Annotated in this window: 15 protein-coding genes and 1 other annotated feature; of the genes, 10 read left to right on the top strand and 5 right to left on the bottom strand. The window is 49.8% G+C overall.

Translation table 11 applies throughout. The features are described 5' to 3' along the window. Positions 1 to 12: 12 nt before the first annotated feature. Complete coding sequence (locus tag KTH90_RS07635; protein ID WP_238726566.1) at positions 13 to 1209, top strand: hypothetical protein; 1197 nt, start codon at positions 13 to 15, stop codon at positions 1207 to 1209. A 138-nt stretch (positions 1210 to 1347) separates the two neighbouring features. On the opposite strand, the gene KTH90_RS07630 is transcribed toward KTH90_RS07635, so the two are convergent. The 4 genes from KTH90_RS07630 to KTH90_RS07615 are packed head-to-tail and all read right to left on the bottom strand — an operon-like array spanning position 1348 to position 6423. Beyond that, the gene (locus KTH90_RS07630; RefSeq protein WP_238726565.1) at positions 1348 to 3828 is read right to left on the bottom strand and encodes an ABC transporter permease; all 2481 of its coding nucleotides are present in this window, start codon (positions 3826 to 3828) and stop codon (positions 1348 to 1350) included. Continuing rightward, positions 3825 to 4499: an ABC transporter ATP-binding protein gene (locus KTH90_RS07625; RefSeq protein WP_158350087.1), complete on the bottom strand. Its 675-nt coding sequence runs from the start codon at positions 4497 to 4499 to the stop codon at positions 3825 to 3827. The genes KTH90_RS07630 and KTH90_RS07625 overlap by 4 nt, the downstream gene beginning before the upstream one ends. Positions 4500 to 4546: 47 nt before the next feature. Continuing rightward, a complete protein-coding gene (locus tag KTH90_RS07620) occupies positions 4547 to 5764 on the bottom strand; it encodes a HAMP domain-containing sensor histidine kinase (RefSeq protein WP_238726564.1) in 1218 nt (405 codons plus the stop codon). Next, positions 5752 to 6423: a response regulator transcription factor gene (locus KTH90_RS07615; protein ID WP_238726563.1), complete on the bottom strand. Its 672-nt coding sequence runs from the start codon at positions 6421 to 6423 to the stop codon at positions 5752 to 5754. The genes KTH90_RS07620 and KTH90_RS07615 overlap by 13 nt, the downstream gene beginning before the upstream one ends. Positions 6424 to 6721: 298 nt before the next feature. Between KTH90_RS07615 and KTH90_RS07610 the strand changes: the two genes are divergently transcribed. Continuing rightward, positions 6722 to 6934, top strand: coding sequence for a helix-turn-helix transcriptional regulator (locus KTH90_RS07610; protein WP_158350084.1), 213 nt, complete (start codon positions 6722 to 6724; stop codon positions 6932 to 6934). Next, the gene (locus tag KTH90_RS07605) at positions 6931 to 7377 is read left to right on the top strand and encodes a hypothetical protein (RefSeq protein ID WP_158350083.1); all 447 of its coding nucleotides are present in this window, start codon (positions 6931 to 6933) and stop codon (positions 7375 to 7377) included. Before KTH90_RS07610 ends, KTH90_RS07605 begins: the two co-directional genes overlap by 4 nt. 121 nt (positions 7378 to 7498) lie before the next feature. On the opposite strand, the gene KTH90_RS07600 is transcribed toward KTH90_RS07605, so the two are convergent. Next, positions 7499 to 8020, bottom strand: a complete 522-nt coding sequence (locus KTH90_RS07600) for a peptidylprolyl isomerase (RefSeq protein ID WP_158350082.1) — start codon at positions 8018 to 8020, stop codon at positions 7499 to 7501. A 129-nt stretch (positions 8021 to 8149) separates the two neighbouring features. Here KTH90_RS07600 and KTH90_RS07595 point away from each other — a divergent pair, with 129 nt between their 5' ends. From KTH90_RS07595 to ilvD, 7 genes are all read left to right on the top strand, one after another. Then, positions 8150 to 9127, top strand: a complete 978-nt coding sequence (locus KTH90_RS07595; RefSeq protein ID WP_158350081.1) for a LacI family DNA-binding transcriptional regulator — start codon at positions 8150 to 8152, stop codon at positions 9125 to 9127. 50 nt (positions 9128 to 9177) lie between these two features. Then, positions 9178 to 9864 carry a FadR/GntR family transcriptional regulator gene (locus tag KTH90_RS07590; RefSeq protein ID WP_158350080.1) on the top strand — a complete coding sequence of 229 codons (687 nt, stop codon included), beginning with the start codon at positions 9178 to 9180 and terminating at the stop codon, positions 9862 to 9864. A gap of 241 nt (positions 9865 to 10105) precedes the next feature. Further along, a complete protein-coding gene (locus KTH90_RS07585) occupies positions 10106 to 10459 on the top strand; it encodes a helix-turn-helix domain-containing protein (protein ID WP_158350079.1) in 354 nt (117 codons plus the stop codon). A gap of 114 nt (positions 10460 to 10573) precedes the next feature. Continuing rightward, on the top strand, positions 10574 to 11038 hold the full coding sequence (locus KTH90_RS07580) for a hypothetical protein (RefSeq protein WP_158350078.1): 465 nt from the start codon (positions 10574 to 10576) through the stop codon (positions 11036 to 11038). A gap of 141 nt (positions 11039 to 11179) precedes the next feature. Further along, positions 11180 to 11473, top strand: a binding site (T-box leader). Positions 11474 to 11674: 201 nt separating this feature from the next. Beyond that, entirely contained in the window at positions 11675 to 13441 is a 1767-nt protein-coding gene (ilvB, locus tag KTH90_RS07575) for a biosynthetic-type acetolactate synthase large subunit (RefSeq protein WP_158350389.1), read from the top strand. 12 nt (positions 13442 to 13453) lie between these two features. Continuing rightward, the gene (gene ilvN, locus KTH90_RS07570; RefSeq protein WP_158350077.1) at positions 13454 to 13954 is read left to right on the top strand and encodes an acetolactate synthase small subunit; all 501 of its coding nucleotides are present in this window, start codon (positions 13454 to 13456) and stop codon (positions 13952 to 13954) included. A gap of 200 nt (positions 13955 to 14154) precedes the next feature. Further along, positions 14155 to 15813: a dihydroxy-acid dehydratase gene (gene ilvD, locus KTH90_RS07565; protein ID WP_158350076.1), complete on the top strand. Its 1659-nt coding sequence runs from the start codon at positions 14155 to 14157 to the stop codon at positions 15811 to 15813. Positions 15814 to 16067: the final 254 nt, after the last annotated feature.

Genomic DNA, 16067 nt, shown 5'->3' with positions numbered 1-16067 from the left:
GCAGGAAGAACCATGAGACTAGCAACTATCATCGTGTTTGGTATCTTGTTGATGAGTCTGTTGGCAGGCTGCGGCAAGGAGAAGGAAGCGGCACCGGACCAGGAGCCAGCCACGCAGGAGAGTCAAAGGGAAGAACAGGATTCCGGTTTCGGGACAAACGATAAGAAAAGCCAGGGAATGGAGGAGCATCAAAAGGACCAAAAAGACCAGGCAGACAGGACGTTTCCGGATGAGAGAATCATCAAAGACCAGACTTTTGATGTGGAACTCCCCCCTTTAGGTGAAGTGAAATTTGCCTCCTATGCGCCGGATACGGATCAGGAACCGCTGGCGGACGCCGAATTCGTCGTCTGGAAGGACAACAAGGTGAGCAGTATCCTGGATGGGCCGTTCCCGGATAACATCCGGCCAAATGAGATTTTCAACTCCGTAGAAGCGGTATCTTTTCCGGATTATAACAGCGACGGCTATAACGATATTATTATTATCTGCAGTTATTCACCGGCATCGGGACCGGACGCGGGTACCGGATACTCGGAGGCGAGAATTTTCAGTGGTGATGCAAAGGGATCCTTCACTTTTGAAAAAGAGCTGAGTGAACAAACCAACTCTGCGCTGGCGGAAATTACCGTAAAGTCCGTGCTGGGGTTTCTCGGGGCGGACCGGCCAAAGCCCGCGGATGCGAAGAGCTCATGGCAGCAGGCTTATACTGATTATCTGCAGGCTCAGGACGCAGGTATGTGGGAAGGGTACCGGTTGATTTATATCAATGATGATGATATTCCGGAGATCGCAGCCTTCGGCAGCAGTGAAGCGGTCGGGAGTAAAATTATCAGCTGCGCGGATGGGAGAGTCTATGAGACGCAGCTTAGCCGGTTAAATTTCTCATATATTGAACGGGGCAGTCTGCTGTGTAATTCCGACGGCCATATGGACAGCTACTATGACGTGGTGTACCAAATGGAAAATGGCCGGCTGGAACAGATCGCGGCCGGTTACTATGGCGCGGAGGACAATTCAAATGTCCAGCTGGATAAGAACGGCGAGCCCGTTTATCAGTATAAATGGGAAGGAAAACTCATGTCCAAAGAAGAGTATGATAAGGCACTCAATGCGGTCTATGACACGGCCAAAGTGAAGCGGGAAAGCCTGGTGAAGGAGTTCTATTCCGCGGAGGAAATCATTAAGGACATACAAAATATCAAATAATACCAGTGAAACAGAAAGGCACAGTACCCTCCGGCCTGTATTGTACAGAAAAATAATCTGTACAATACAGGCCGGAGGGTACTGTGCTTCTTTATTTAGATTGATCTGAATTCTGAATTTAGCGATGGAGGGAAACCCTTATTCAACTGTCAGAATAGATTCTACCACATTCATTTTGGCGATCCCACGCAGCGGGATCGCGGTGGCTGCCAGGCAGGCGGCTACAGAGACAGCTGCGGCTTCCAGAATGGGAAGCACCGGAACGGCCGTCCACTGTAAATGATCGGCCGCAGCCGCACCGATAAAAATCGTACAAAGATATCCGCAGACAGCGCCGAATACAGAGGCGATCATACCATAGTAGGCGCCCTCCCACAGGAATGTTTGATAGAGGCTGCGCGTACTCATTCCGATTGCCCGCTGCATGCCGATTTCATGAACCCGGGTATGAATGTTCGTGTAAACTGTGTTGATGATATTCAATACACCGATCAATCCTATGAATAAAATCAGTCCCCAGCAGAGAAGATGGATCTGTTCGAAGCTCTCGGCCAGCTGCGCGTCGGACTGGCGGTAGGAGAGCCAATGGCTGCCAGGATTTTCCAGGCACCATTCGTCCAGCTGTTTTTCAAAAGAATCCGCATCAGCGCCTTCCCGCAGTTCCGGGTAGAGCTCGGAATAGTGTGTCCGGCCGGTCAAAGTATCATAAGCCCCATCGGATACGATCACCTGTACGCCGTTTACAAAGCCCTCGTTGTTGATCGTTACCGGATTGTCTGCGATACCGGCCACCCTCATTTCCTGCCCGTTAACCGTAATCCTGTCATTAAGCTGTAGATTTGTAGACTCTATGGTTTTCCCCTCATAGACAAAGGCAATGGGATTCTTGATCAGGCAGGCTTTACCACTTTGCAGTTCCAAAAGATCCTGATCCGAAAGACCAGGCGTGTAAGAGGCCAGGCGGGAGGAATCGATTCCGGCTATCTGGAAGGACTCCCAGGACTGCAGCGGAAAATTAAGACGGACCGGCAGATTACCCTCTTCATCCTGCTGATAGACCGATAATTTTACGGCAGACAGATTCCCGACCATTTCATGTTCTTTTAATTCAGACGCTGCTTCCGGGGGGATTCCAACGGTTTCGTTAGTGACCGCGTAGTCGCCCAGATGCATTTGCTGTACGGCCGCGCTTGTATCCAGAAGGCCGCTGAAACTTTGAAGTGCCACAAAAACAGTAATGCTCATAACCATAGACAGAATGGTGACCCAGGTACGTCCGCGGCCCCGCTTCAGGTTCAGGCGGGCATAAAAAGCCTCGAAGCTGCGTATCCGTTTTTTCTTTCTGCTGTGTCTTTTGATCTTCAGCTTCTGCCCGCGCATGGCAACCGTGGGCGATACATGGGAGGCATAGCGGGCAGCGGGAAAGGCGGCGAGCACAGCGAACAGCAGGGTAACGGCAGCGCTGGCCAGCATAGGCCATACTTGCCAGGAGCTGTTTTCCGCTATGACAGCGTTCAGTTCCCGGGTGTCGGCAGCCAGGAACAGATCCGGATTCAGCAGCCCGGTGGCTGCTGTCAGGATTCCTTTCGCGCAGAGGACTCCGCATAATAATCCGGACGGGATTCCGATTCCGCAAAGCACCAGCAGCTGCGACGTCACCAGCCGGTACAGCTGTCTTCGTTCACCGCCGATGGCCCGCAGTGTCCCGTATTCCTGTATCCGTTTTGTAACCGCGACTTTTAATATATTGTAGATAACCAGGCCGGCCGCCAACAGGATCAGTGCGCCGACCAGAACGCAGGCGGCTGTCATAAAGGGGAAACCGGCGGCGCTATCGGCGCTTCCTTTTTCATCATAGGAGATACCCAGAGCGTCTAACAGCACCCAGTTATATTGAATATGATCCTCCGGTATATTCAGCTGACCGGCAAGCTCATACACAATGGATTGAAAGAGATCTGTGTTTTTCGTCTTGAAATCTGTGGAATACAGAAAATAGCGCCAAGGGAGCAGGGCGGCCGCAGTTCCTTCACCAGCTACCGCGTCCACGGTTCCGGTGGCGTAACCGATGTAATTGCTTTCCAGGATACCGGTCAGCACAAAATCGGCGGTATATTCATAAGGCGGCTGTACATCGGATAGCAGGCTGACTTTTACGGGCAGCGTGATCAGATCACCCGGACTTCCGTTAAAATCCAGATACTGCAGCGCGTCCTCCGGCAGGGCGATTTCCCGTTCCTTTGTGGGAAGCCGCCCCTCTTTTATTTTTCCGACAGAGGGGTAGGCGTCCAGAGCATCCCCGCAGTATTCCCTCAGAAACAGGGTCAGACCGCTGCTGCCCAAATCCAGATTGCCCAGGTTGATGAGACTGCCGACATCGTATAGACGGGGATCGGATGACAAAGCGGCCGCCTGTTCTTCGGTTAATTGATGAAAAGTCCCGTAGCGGTCCCCATTCAGGCCGGAAGCCTGATTCACCCGCATGGACTGTAAGATCCCGATGGACTGGCCGATGGCGGTCGTGGCAATCGTCGACAGGATAACCGCAAGTAAAATCAGGGTCGAAGTGATTTTCTGGGCTTTTAATTCCTTCCAGGCTAAAGACAGATATGATTTCATGATACCGTCACCTCCGAGAGTTCTCCATCAACGATATAGAACCGGCGGCCGGCCATTTCCGCAATACGGGTGTCATGAGTAATGATGACGAGTGTTTTGCCCAGTTTTTCCCGAATGTCACACAGCATAGCCATCACTTCCCCGCCGCTTTTGCTGTCCAGGTTCCCGGTCGGCTCATCCGCGAAGATCACATCCGGTTTCGCGATCAGAGCACGGGCGACCGCCACCCGCTGCTGCTGCCCGCCGGATAATTCATGAGGGAGATGGTCCAGTCTGTCAGTAAGGCCCAGCAGCCCGGCCAGCTTCTGAAGATACGCCTCATCCGGTTTCTGCCTGTCCAGCAGGAGCGGCATGATGATGTTCTCCCGGGCGGTGAGAACGGGAAGAAGATTGAACTGTTGAAAGATAAAACCGATTTTCCGCCTGCGGAAAGCGGATAGTTCCCGGTCTGTCCCGTGATGAATATCCGTCTTGCCATATGTCACCGTACCGGTGGTCGGACGGTCCAAACCGCTTAAGATATGCAGTAAAGTACTCTTTCCGCTGCCGGAAGGTCCCATAATGGAAATGAAGTCACCGGCGTGGATGGTCATGGCAGCCCGATTTAAGGCGGCCACCTGATTATCACCGCTGCCGTACGTTTTCGAAATCTGATTCACCTGAATATCCATAAAAAATCTCCTTATCTGCTTGATAAGAAGATTGTAACGGATGAATCTCAAGAAATGCTCAAGGAGTTTGCGGAATGGGGCGGAAAGAGGCTTTCCGTTCTAAAAATGGCAGTAGCCTTTGCTCCACGGTTGGTATTCTCAAGGGTCAGGCTTCCTCCCTGGTGCTTTTCGCACAGGAGTTTACAGATGTACAAGCCCATTCCGAAATGCTCATTTCCTGAGGGGTTTTCTCTGAGGAAAGGAGTCGGCCCTTTTTGCAGTATCGTGTCGGGGTAGCCGGGACCGTCATCGGTAATGCAGAATTGTATTTTGTCTTGGTGATAGGATACTTCGACTTGGACGGTTGCGGAGGCATAGCGCAGGGCATTATTTACCAGATTTTCTGCGGTGTCAAATAAGAATTGTTTGTCGATGCGTACCTGCAAAGTGAGGATGGTGTTTGATATTTTTATCATTTTTTTCTGGCTGGAGGTAAGGACAGTCAGCGCGTGTTCCAGTTCTGTGTGTAATGCGGTTGTATCGCATAGGAGGGGGCGGCATTCTATTTCTTCTAATTTTTGTGCATTTGTCATAAGCGCTACGTAGGTTTCAATACGGGCGGTGTATTCTGTGATCAAAGATATGGATTCCTTTATTATGGGTGCATGTATTCGTGAATCAGGGGAATCCTGCGCTGCTTCTTTTTGGAGTATTTTCGCTGAGCCTTTCAGAACGGTGATGGGATTTCTTAAGTCGTGTGAAAAGGCGGCGTTCAGCCTTTTGCGCTCCTCCATCTGACGCCAGAGTTCCTGATTATTTTTTTGCAGCTCTTTTCGCATGATTTCAAAAGATTCACAGAGCTGGCCCAGTTCGTCCTGCGCGCAGGATTCGATTTGAAAATCCAGATCATGGCGCCGGATTCGGGAGGCTCCCGCCTGCAATACGGCAAGCGGACGCTTTAGTTTAAGATTGTAAAAAACGACGGCGGCGCTGATCAGTGACAGGATAATCCATAGTACAGGCAGGGTGAATTGGAGGAGCGTGATCAGGTTCCAGATGCCGCCTCCGTGATCTGGGGTTTGCGGTTTCGCTGCTGTTTCTTTCCCAGAGATGATTTTTCCCTCTTCGTCCAATGATATTTCGAAATTTGGGGAAACGGAGATATGATCTTGGACTTTTAAGCAGATCGAAAATGTGATGCCGGCTAACACGATTCCCAGACATAAAAAGAGAGCGGTGATGATAAAAAAGGACTGTCTCAGTCCTTTCTTGTTCAGCCATTCCATTTATAACCCACCCCCCATACGGTCTCAATGTAATTGTGCATTGTGCAGGCAGAGAATTTTGCCCTTATTTTCCGAATGTGTTCCATGATCGTGTCGCTGTTCCCGCTTCCCTCCAGGCCCCATACGATGTCATATATCCTCTCCCGGTCAAAGACCTGGCCTGGATTGGCGGAGAGCAGTTCTACGATGCCAAACTCGATCTTCGATAAGGATATTTCCGTATCATCGATGGAAAGCCGGCGTTTGGTATAGTCGATGGCCATATTCCCGAAAAAACGCAGGACGGACTGGCCCTGTTTCCGGTCTTCCCTGCGCAGGTGGGCCGCTACCCTTGCCCCCAGTTCATCCAGATCAAAGGGTTTGACGATGTAGTCATCGGCTCCGGCTTGAAAGCCTCTGATTTTATCAGTTGTTTCTACCCGGGCGGTCAGGAAGAGTATGGGACAGGAGATATGCTCCCGAATGCGGGCGCAGACGGTCAGCCCGTCCAGGTCGGGCATATTGATGTCCAGCAAAATAATGTCCGGCTGCCGGGCTGCCTGCTTTAGAGCCTCCGCTGCGCAGCAGGCTGTGAGCACCTGGTATCCGGACAGCTCAAAATAATTTTTCATCATCGCAACGAGGCCTTTTTCATCGTCTACTAAGAGAATTTTGCTCATGTCAGAGAACTCCTTTCCGATGCTCGTGGATGTTTCACTATTATAAATAATAGCACAGAAATCTCAAATTTTTCTCTGTTTTAGGGCCAGCGGGGATTTTTGGACCGCTGCTATTATTTCTTAATTCTAATAGTTCAATACATATCTGTCAAATCCAGTACCCGAAAACAGAAGCATTTCGAAATTGGCACGGGAACAGAAAATTTCAATAAAATGCAAAGCGGGCTTGACAAAAAATGCAAAGCAAACTATACTATAAATGCAAAGTTAACTTAGCGAAAAGTAGAAGGTGATATGTTTGAAAACACGAATACGGGAACTGCGGAAAGCGGCAAAATTATCCCAGGAAGAGTTAGCGGAAGCGGTGGGAACGACCAGGCAGACCATTACCTCGATCGAAGTGGGAAAGTATACCGCATCTCTGGTACTGGCCTATAAGATAGCCCGCTATTTCGGATTGACGATTGAAGAAGTGTTTGACTTTTCAGAAGTGAAGGAGGAAGCTTTATGAATGGATTCAGAAAAACAGTGAAACATAGAATCATAATGTATGGAATAGGTCTGCTGACAGCGGTGGCGGTCGTAGCGGCCGGTATTATGACGGCAGGCAGCGCCGCGGGCGGCAGTACGGATGAGATGCTGTCATCTTTTGTCAGCGGCCTTTTCTTTGGATTTTGTATCCTGCTGATCATTTATCTGGTCAGACTTTGGATGGCGCTTAAAAGCGAGACCAGGCTGAATGCCCTGTACCGCTCCGAGAACGATGAGCGCAGGCAGATGATCCGCCAGAACGCGCTGGGGAAGAGCTTTTTTATTACAACCGGAGCGCTGGTGGTGGGGATCACCGTGTCTGCCTATTATAATAAGATCGTAGCTTTGACCATGGCTGCGGTGCTGGCGTTTCATGTGACCGCGGCAGCTGTTCTGAAGATATACTATCTGCGGAAATATTGAGACTTCCTGCAGATAGTTTATATGGGTGTTCCGATGAGCCTGGCAGGCAGAGTGACGGTAAAAATAGCACCTCCGCCCTCCGCGTCATTGGCTGATCCCGGTTAGTTTCCTTTGGCTATGCTTACATTTTTTCAGGTTCCGGATAATTTACTCCAAAGGTTTCTACGGTGACTGTTTTCATTACCTGAGGAGTAAGCGGCCGGTCGTTGTAATCCGTATCGGTTTCCGCGATTTTATTTACCACATCCATTCCCTCCGTCACCTTGCCGAAGGCTGCATAAGAGCCGTCCAGATGGGGAGAGGTCTGATGCATGATAAAGAACTGGCTTCCGGCGGAGTTGGGATTCATCGCTCTGGCCATGGATAATACGCCGGGAGCGTGTTTGAACTGGTTTACGAATCCGTTCTGAGCGAATTCGCCTGCTATGCTGTAGCCGGGACCTCCCATTCCGGTGCCATCCGGGCATCCGCCCTGGATCATGAAACCGTTGATTACCCGGTGGAAGATCAAGCCGTCGTAGAAACCGGATTTGACAAGGCTGATAAAGTTATTGACCGTATTGGGAGCGAGATCGGGATATAATTCCGCTTTGATGAGATCTCCATTTTCCATTTCAAATGTTACAACTGGATTCTGTGCCATAATTTTGTACATCCTTTCTTTCTTACGTTGTTCTTTAAAGTTTACCACAAAATCGGGCTTTCCAAAACATAATTTTTCTGATATCATTTCTCTTGAGCTTTATACCGATGATAAAAGGAGAATTTTACCGTGAATATAAATGAGATTGCGAGGCTGGCGGGAGTTTCAAGGGCGACGGTATCCAGATATATAAATGACGGGTATGTAAGTCAGGAGAAAAGGCAGGCAATCAAAAAGGTCATCGATGCGACGGGCTACATACCATCCGCGCAGGCGCAGATGCTGAGGACGAATAAAACCATGCAGGTGGGCATCGTTCTTCCGGAAATACGATCCGATTTTGCCTGCGAGATGGGAGACGGAATTACCTCCGTTCTGGCAGAAAAAGGGTATTATCTATTACTGGGCAACTCAAAAAACAGTACGAGCAGAGAATTGGAATATCTGAATATATTCAGGAACAACCGGGTGGATGGGATTATCTTTATCCCAACCGGTTTTCCTGCAGAACAACAGAAATTTCTGGATAAACTTACGACGCCCTGCGTGATCATCGGACAGCAGGTAAAAGGACACAGCTGTGTCTGCTTCGATGATTATGAGGCAGCCAGAAACATGACGGAGCTTCTCGTCAAACGGGGCAGAACACAGTACGCCATGCTGGCAGTGCCGCGGAAAAACAGGGAAGCTTTAAGGGAACAGGATGGATTTCTGGCAGTTTTGTCCGAGAATGGCATTCCGGACGAAAATATCATCATAACAGAAACCGGGTATGGGATTCAGGATGGGTATCATGCTATGTGTCACCTGCTGAGCAGGAAGCCGGATATTGATGCGGTGTTTGTGGCTGCGGATGAGATCGCGGTGGGGGCGGTTAATGCGATCCGGGATCTGGGCAGGCGGATACCGGAGGATATATCCATTGCCAGCCTGGGAGATACCAAATTAGCAGAAGTAATCTCGCCCAAACTGACCACTGCCCGTTATTTTTACCGGGACAGCGGAGTGGAGGCGGCAGAGATGCTGCTGGACATGATGGAGGCAAAGAATCTGACGGCAAGGCAGCGGAAAATGGGGTTCGAAGTGATCTGCCGGGAAACCGTCTGAACGATTCCTGTATCGTCAGACGGAAAGAAGCAGACGGAGGAGGAGTCAAAATGGCAAATACGAGAAGGCTTTCGGAAAGTGTGGCCGACGATATAAGGACCATGATTACGATCGAGAAAAGGTTCCGGCCCGGGGATAAGATTCCAAATGAAAACGAACTCTCCCGGGAGCTGGATGTCAGCCGGACGACTCTTCGGGAGGCTGTTCGCATTCTGATCACCAACGGAGTGCTGGAGATACGCAGAGGGCTTGGTACCTACGTCCGGGAAGAAAATGATACCTTTGCTGGAATGGCGCTTGGAAACCTGACGGATACGAAAGCGGGTGCGCGGGATCTGTATGAGATGCGTCTGATCTTTGAACCGGAAGCGGCCGCGCTGGCGGCAGCCAGGGCCAGTGACCAGGAGCTGAAGCGGATCATTGGCTACGGACGGCAGGTGGAAGAGCTGATCCGTGAAGGGAAAGACCGGACCGAAGCAGAGCATACTTTTCACAAAGCGATTGCGAAAGCTACCCACAATGACTTCATGTACAAACTGATGCCGGTGCTGTATGAGGCGATCGGCAGGGGGGTGGCGCTTTCCGCGCAGAGCGAGGCGGCGGTAAAGAGTACCTTAAGCGATCATGGGCTTATCATGGAATTCCTGGAGGCCAGGGATGCCCAGGGAGCCAGAAGCGCGATGAAGATCCATATCCGTCATGCGATGAAGGAACTGGGGCTAGATCCAGAGGGATAGAGTATTTTAATAAGAGTTTCGAAGCGGTACCTGTTCCTCTTTATATAGAAAAAAAGAAAAGGCGATTATCCAAAAATCCAAGGATAATCGTCTTTTCTAATTGTCGAAAAAAGCCGGCTGCCAGGCCTCCTTAGAGGTTCTGCCCAACCCTGACTGGCGGGAAAAATAATTTCCCTACAGTCAGTTGCACAGCGAAACGATATGACTAAAATAATGGGTAGGAAGATAAGGTGGAATAGTTTTGGAATTAATTTACAAACAGATGGCTAAAAATATAAAAAACTTAAGAGTAAGCAAAGGTCTGAGCCAGGAAAAATTAGCGGAATTAGTGGGCGTTACACCAAACTATATCTATCGTCTGGAAACAGGACATAAGAGAATGAGTTTAAACTGTCTGCTGTCTATACTTACCGCTTTGGATATTTCGGTGGATCAGATTATTCCGGCCAAAAGTACACAGGAGGACTACGAATTAACAGAGCTACAGGATCAGCTGCTGAACATTGTAAAAGGATGCGATGAAAACGAGATTGCTTTCATCATGGAGCACATGAAAAACTTATTATATGAATTACATAAATATATCAAGCATTAGATTCGGTTCATCCCTAATACCAACCCCGGTATTTCCTGATAAATGGTTTCCGAACAACTATGCACGCACGATAAAAACGTTTTTCGTTTTAATCTACTTAAGAGCGGAGTGATTATGACCAGAATAAAGAAAAAACAGCTTATCTTCGCCGGCTTGTTATTGATATTGGCTGTAGCCGTTACGTTTATTATTTACACCTACATAATCAGCATCTCAACCGTCAAACAATACAGTGAAACACCGACTGGCAATATCGGCGTTTATTCCATATGGAAAGTAAAAGAGAACAGTAACTTTGAAGCCTTGAAATCGGCGCGGATTATTTATAAAAAGGCAGCCGTCACAGATACCCGCATTGTATGTTCCAATATTATAAATAATGGTGCAAACGCTTTTATCGTGGTCGAGTATTTTTTGTACAATCAGCAGTACTATGAAACCATAGATTATGAGTTCACAGCAATCGAGACTGAAAATCAGGATGCGGATCTGGTTGAAATGTTCCTCTTTGTTCTTGCCCCTTTCGGGTACCCCTTCCTGCATGCCCTTTGGCTGAAACTGCAGGAATTCATTTTATAGAAGTGCGGGAATAGATATTTTTTTAATATTTTAGAATTATTTTGTTATTTTAGAAATAGAATATGTAGAAATTTAAAAAATAGGATATTTCAATTGACATCGTGAATTTCCTGTGTTAAAGTGGTGAAAATAAATGAGATAGAAAATGCAGGGACGAGGAAGAGTAAATACTTTGCGGAATTTACAGAGAGAAGATGGTTGGTGCGAATCTTCAATTCGGGAGTATGGAAGTAGCCTCCGAGCAGTGGACCGAACGAGAGCGATCTTTAGTAGACTTCAACGGAATTTTCCACCGTTACAGGGAAAGCGGTATCGATAGTAATATCCGTACTGATAGAGTCTCTTGTCAGTTCCGGTAATCTATCCGTGCTGGCAGAGTGCAGAGAGGAATCTCTGAATTTAGGTGGTAACACGGATGAAATATTCGCCCTAAGCCAAAGGTATTTGGCTTAGGGCTTTTTTTCGTTCCAGCATCCGTAAGGCAGTTTCGGACTCCGGCAGATTTTGGCATCATTATTTTTAATTTCACAGACACATGTAAGAGGGAAAACACACAGAAAATGTATGACACAGGAGGGATGAAAGATGGAAATGGCAGAAAAAAACATGGAAAGGAATCCTATAGGTATGCAAGACATGGGAAGGAATGGACGAGAAATAAAAGGCGCGGATTTATTTGTAAAAGCATTAATTGAGGAAGGGGTAAAGACTCTGTTCGCCTATCCCGGCGGGATGGCCATCGATCTTTTCGACGCTCTATATGGGCAGAGCGATCTGGATGTGGTGCTGCCAAGACATGAGCAGGCACTGGTTCACGAGGCAGACGGCTATGCCAGATCGACAGGAAAGACAGGAGTCTGTCTGGTTACCAGCGGTCCGGGAGCCACCAATCTGGTGACCGGTATCGCCACCGCCAACTATGACAGCGTGCCGTTAGTCTGTTTCACAGGCCAGGTACCCACAAATCTCATCGGAAACGATGCCTTCCAGGAGGTAGATATCGTCGGGATTACGAGAAGCATCTGTAAGTATGCTGTTACCGTGCGTGACCGGAAATACCTGGGCAGGATCATCAGAGAGGCCTTCTATATTGCGGCATCTGGAAAGCCGGGACCGGTAGTCGTCGATATCCCGAAAGACATCCAGCAGGAGTTCGGCAGCAGTGAATATCCAAAAGAAGTAAACATACGCGGATACAAGCCCAACACCGGAATCCATGCAGGCCAGCTAAAGAAAGCTATGGGAATACTAAATACAGCAAAACAGCCGGTTCTGCTGTGCGGCGGCGGTGTGAAGATATCGGGCGCCGGAGCGCTGCTGACCCAGTTCGCAGAAAAGACCGGTGTCCCGGTTATCACGACGATCATGGGAAAGGGCTGCATTCCTACCACCCATCCGTTGTATGTAGGAAACATTGGGATGCACGGAAACTACGCGTCGAACCAGGCGGTCAGCGAGTGCGACGTCATGTTTTCCATTGGAACCAGGTTTAACGACCGGATTACTGGAAAAATCAGTGAATTCGCGCCCCGCGCTTCGATCATCCACGTGGATGTAGATCCGGCGTCAATCTCCAGAAACATAGAGGTAGATATCCCGATTGTAGGTGATGCAAAAGCGGCCCTTCAGATGATGGTAGCGGAAGCGCAGCAGCTGCAGTTGGAAGAGTGGACACAAAAGATCGATGGATGGAAGCAGAAATACCCGATTCGGATGCAGGATCAAAACCAGTATCAGAAATCAAACCAGAATCAGATATTGACTCCGGAACTGATTCTTCGAACGATCAATACCATGTTTCAGGAATCCATCGTTGTAACTGATGTTGGACAGAACCAGCTCTGGACCACCCAATATCTGGAGCTGGATGAGAACCGGCAATTGCTGACTTCAGGAGGACTGGGTACCATGGGCTACGGATTCCCGGCTGCCATCGGCGCGAAAATCGGGAATCCGGACACGGATGTTATCTGTATCAGCGGAGACGGCGGTATGCAGATGAATCTTCAGGAGATGGCCACCGCTATGGCGCTGGAGCTTCCGGTTATCATCTGTGTTATGAACAACGGCTACCTGGGAAATGTCCGCCAGTGGCAGGAGATGTTCTTCAACCGCAGGTATTCCAGCACCTGCTTATGCTACCGAAAAAGCTGTAAAAGAGACTGCCTGAATCCGGATAAATGCTGCCCCAAATATCTCCCCGACTATGTGAAGCTGGCGGAAAGCTATGATGCCAAAGGAATCCGGGTAAAATCCGCGGAAGATATAGAAGCCGCGCTGACAGCAGCCAGGGATAATAAGAGTACTCCCACTTTAATCGAATTTATCATTGAAAGAGAAGCCAATGTCCTGCCTATCGTTCCGGGCGGCAACGCATTGAGCGATATGATTATGGAAGCATAGGAGGAAAAGTAGATGAAAAAGAGATGGATATCCCTGTTTGTAGAAAATGAAATCGGAGTGCTGGCCAAAATATCCGGCCTGTTCTCCGGAAAAGCGTACAATCTGAACAGCTTGACGGTGGGAGAGACCGAAGATCCCACGGTTTCCCGCATGACCATCAGCCTGACCAGCGACGATTTGACCTTTGAGCAGATCAAGAAACAGCTGAACCGCAGCGTGGAAGTTATAAAGGTTGTGGATTATACCGACATTCCCATTCACAAAAAAGAGCTGATGTTCATAAAGGCAGGAAACCTGAGCGTGGAGGAATGCCAGGAAATCTTCCGGATCGCGGAAGTATTCCGGGTGCGGATCAAAGACTATGGAAAAAGCGCCGTAATTCTGGAGTGCCTGCAGACTGAAAATAGAAACAGTGACCTGATACGGCTGCTGGCAGAGTGCTTTGGGAACAGAATCGAGGTAGTCCGCGGGGGAAGCGTGGCGATTGAGGCGGTCAGTATGTCTGAACGCTAGGTAGCGGGATAGCCATGGAACAGAGGAAGGTCTGGGGGTGGCGGAGCTGCTCTTAGGGGGAACACAGGGGGGTGGGGTGCCTGACAGGGCAGAACGCTGTCTTTGTCCGGGGCGGAGCGGTGGAATGATGTATGATAACTGAATTGACATACTATGTCATATGTGATAGCATACATCATATGAGAAAGGAGAGGATGTTCATGAGAAGTGACCGGATAAAGAAAGGGATGGAAGCGGCGCCGCAGAGAGCACTGTTGTATGCACTGGGCCTCACGGAGGAGGAGATGGAGAAGCCTTTGATTGGTATTGTGAGTTCCTGGAATGAGATCGTGCCGGGTCATATGAATCTGGATAAGATCGTGGAGGCAGTGAAGCAGGGGGTGTCCCTGGCTGGTGGAGTGCCGGTGGTGTTTCCGGCTATCGCGGTTTGTGACGGAATTGCTATGGGACATGAAGGGATGAAGTATTCCCTGGTAACCAGGGAGCTGGTCGCGGACAGTACGGAAGCCATGGCGATGGCGCATCCATTTGACGGTCTGGTTATGGTTCCCAGCTGTGACAAGAATGTACCAGGACTCTTGATGGCCGCGGCCAGGCTGAACATCCCGTCGATCTTCGTGAGCGGGGGCCCGATGCTGGCTGGAAGAATCGGTCAGGAGCGTATCAGCTATTCCAATGTATCAGAGGTGGTAAGCCGGTGCATTTCTGGAGAGGTGGGGAAAAAGGAGGTCGAAGCGTATGAGCAAAACGCCTGTCCCACCTGCGGTTCCTGTTCCGGTATGTTCACAGCGAACAGTATGAACTGCCTGACGGAAGTGCTTGGAATGGGAATGCCCGGGAACGGTACGATACCTGCCGTCTATTCTGAGCGTCTGAGGCTGGCGAAACGGTCAGGCATGCAGATTCTGAAGTTGGTAGAGCAGGATATAAAACCAAGAGATCTTATGACCCGGGAAGCTTTTCTGAATGCTCTAACGATCGATATGGCTCTTGGATGCAGCACGAACAGTATGCTCCACCTGCCGGCCATCGCTCATGAGTGCGATATTACACTGGACCTGGATCTTGCTAATGAAATCTCAGAGAAAACACCGAACCTCTGTCATCTGGCCCCGGCCGGACCCCATTATATCGAAGATTTACACCGGGCGGGAGGAATTCGTGCCGTCATGCACGAGGTCAGCAAACAGGGCCTCTTACATACGAACCTGATGACCTGTACCGGCCGAACCATAGCAGAAAATATCCAAAACTGTGAAATCAGGGACCCGGAAGTAATCCGTTCGTTCCATAACCCCTACAGCCCCACCGGAGGAATCGCCGTCCTCAAAGGCAATCTGGCCCCAGGCGGCTGTGTAGTCAAGCGCTCAGCTGTCGCCCCGGAAATGATGAAACACACGGGGAGAGCCAGAGTATTCAACAGCGAAGAGGAAGCCCTCCAATCCATCTACCAGAGCCTCATCCACCCCGGCGATATCATTATCATCCGCTACGAGGGACCCAAAGGCGGTCCGGGCATGCGTGAAATGCTCAATCCCACCTCCGCCATCATGGGAAGCGGACTCGGAAGCAGCGTAGCCCTGATCACCGACGGCAGATTCTCCGGTGCTACCCGGGGCGCCGCCATAGGACACGTATCTCCCGAAGCCGCCCTGGGAGGTCCTATCGCCCTGATCGAAGAAAACGACCAAATCGACATCGACATCCCGAACCACACCATCCATGTAGCAGTATCCGACGAAATCCTAAATGCCCGGAAAACCCGCTGGAACCCTCCCACCCCCAATACGAAAGGCGGTTACCTGGCCCGCTACGCCAAAAGCGTAACCTCCGCCAATACCGGAGCGATCTTACAATAACGTCCGCAAACACCAGATCAATTTCGAAAAATCTACATTCGCCATCACCTCCCTTTATTTTTTTTGCAGGCGAAGCAGGGCGGGAAGCGGGCAGGCTGGACACGGATTCTGGACCTGGCGGTGTACGCCTGGGAGAGCTGGCTTTCGGGCATGGGGACGGCTGGGTGTGGGGCGGCTGTATCTCTGTGGATGCATTGAGAGGTCTTATGGATTTCTTATAGGGCAGAATTTTGGCCAAGCCCGGGGCCGGACAC

The organism is Diplocloster modestus, assembly GCF_019042245.1.
Lineage (GTDB): Bacteria > Bacillota > Clostridia > Lachnospirales > Lachnospiraceae > Diplocloster > Diplocloster modestus.
Note: the sequence above shows the minus strand (reverse complement) of the source record. Positions and strands in the feature narration are given on the sequence as shown.

Excerpts from the sequence above, each read along its gene's own strand:
- KTH90_RS07635 (WP_238726566.1), top strand. The coding sequence starts at position 13 with ATGAGACTAGCAACTATCATCGTGTTTGGTATCTTGTTGATGAGTCTG.
- KTH90_RS07630 (WP_238726565.1), bottom strand. The coding sequence starts at position 3,828 with ATGAAATCATATCTGTCTTTAGCCTGGAAGGAATTAAAAGCCCAGAAA.
- KTH90_RS07625 (WP_158350087.1), bottom strand. The coding sequence starts at position 4,499 with ATGGATATTCAGGTGAATCAGATTTCGAAAACGTACGGCAGCGGTGAT.
- KTH90_RS07620 (WP_238726564.1), bottom strand. The coding sequence starts at position 5,764 with ATGGAATGGCTGAACAAGAAAGGACTGAGACAGTCCTTTTTTATCATC.
- KTH90_RS07615 (WP_238726563.1), bottom strand. The coding sequence starts at position 6,423 with ATGAGCAAAATTCTCTTAGTAGACGATGAAAAAGGCCTCGTTGCGATG.
- KTH90_RS07605 (WP_158350083.1), top strand. The coding sequence starts at position 6,931 with ATGAATGGATTCAGAAAAACAGTGAAACATAGAATCATAATGTATGGA.
- KTH90_RS07600 (WP_158350082.1), bottom strand. The coding sequence starts at position 8,020 with ATGGCACAGAATCCAGTTGTAACATTTGAAATGGAAAATGGAGATCTC.
- KTH90_RS07590 (WP_158350080.1), top strand. The coding sequence starts at position 9,178 with ATGGCAAATACGAGAAGGCTTTCGGAAAGTGTGGCCGACGATATAAGG.
- KTH90_RS07580 (WP_158350078.1), top strand. The coding sequence starts at position 10,574 with ATGACCAGAATAAAGAAAAAACAGCTTATCTTCGCCGGCTTGTTATTG.
- ilvB (WP_158350389.1), top strand. The coding sequence starts at position 11,675 with ATGGGAAGGAATGGACGAGAAATAAAAGGCGCGGATTTATTTGTAAAA.
- ilvN (WP_158350077.1), top strand. The coding sequence starts at position 13,454 with ATGAAAAAGAGATGGATATCCCTGTTTGTAGAAAATGAAATCGGAGTG.
- ilvD (WP_158350076.1), top strand. The coding sequence starts at position 14,155 with ATGAGAAGTGACCGGATAAAGAAAGGGATGGAAGCGGCGCCGCAGAGA.